This window comes from Parendozoicomonas verongulae (assembly GCF_009711465.1).
GTDB lineage: Bacteria > Pseudomonadota > Gammaproteobacteria > Pseudomonadales > Endozoicomonadaceae > Sansalvadorimonas > Sansalvadorimonas verongulae.
Window position 1 is genome coordinate 1 of the sequence record NZ_SMME01000200.1, and the last position, 359, is coordinate 359.

General features: G+C 51.3%; 1 protein-coding gene. It reads right to left on the reverse strand.

The features are described 5' to 3' along the window. The coding region (locus tag E1189_RS24245; RefSeq protein WP_230459811.1) for a hypothetical protein at positions 1-324 on the reverse strand (324 nt) is incomplete at its 3' end. Between the last annotated feature and the right edge of the window lie 35 nt (positions 325-359).

Genomic DNA, 359 nt, shown 5'->3' on the forward strand with positions numbered 1-359 from the left:
CCCCGTTATTTGGGTGATGTCTTTTGGAATTTTTCCATAAATTCTATATATCTCATTCAGTTCTGTTTCAGGAATTTGGTCGCGGTCCAGACCATGTCGCCTGGCTGCTGAACGCCACATGTCGGCCTCAGGCAACGGCTCTGCTGACTGAATAGCCTCCTTCCATGGCAGGGAAGTACAACGCTTCGATTGTGGCCATAGCAGGCAGAGGCGGGCTTTTGGATATTTCAGCAGTGAGCCATTGACCATAACCGAGGGGGGATGGCAGCAAAGCGATTCCAGAGCCTGTTGAAGCTCGGGGTTTTTCTCAAGACCAAGAATCACTACCCCCCTTCCTTGCTGAAGGGCCTGCTGGAATT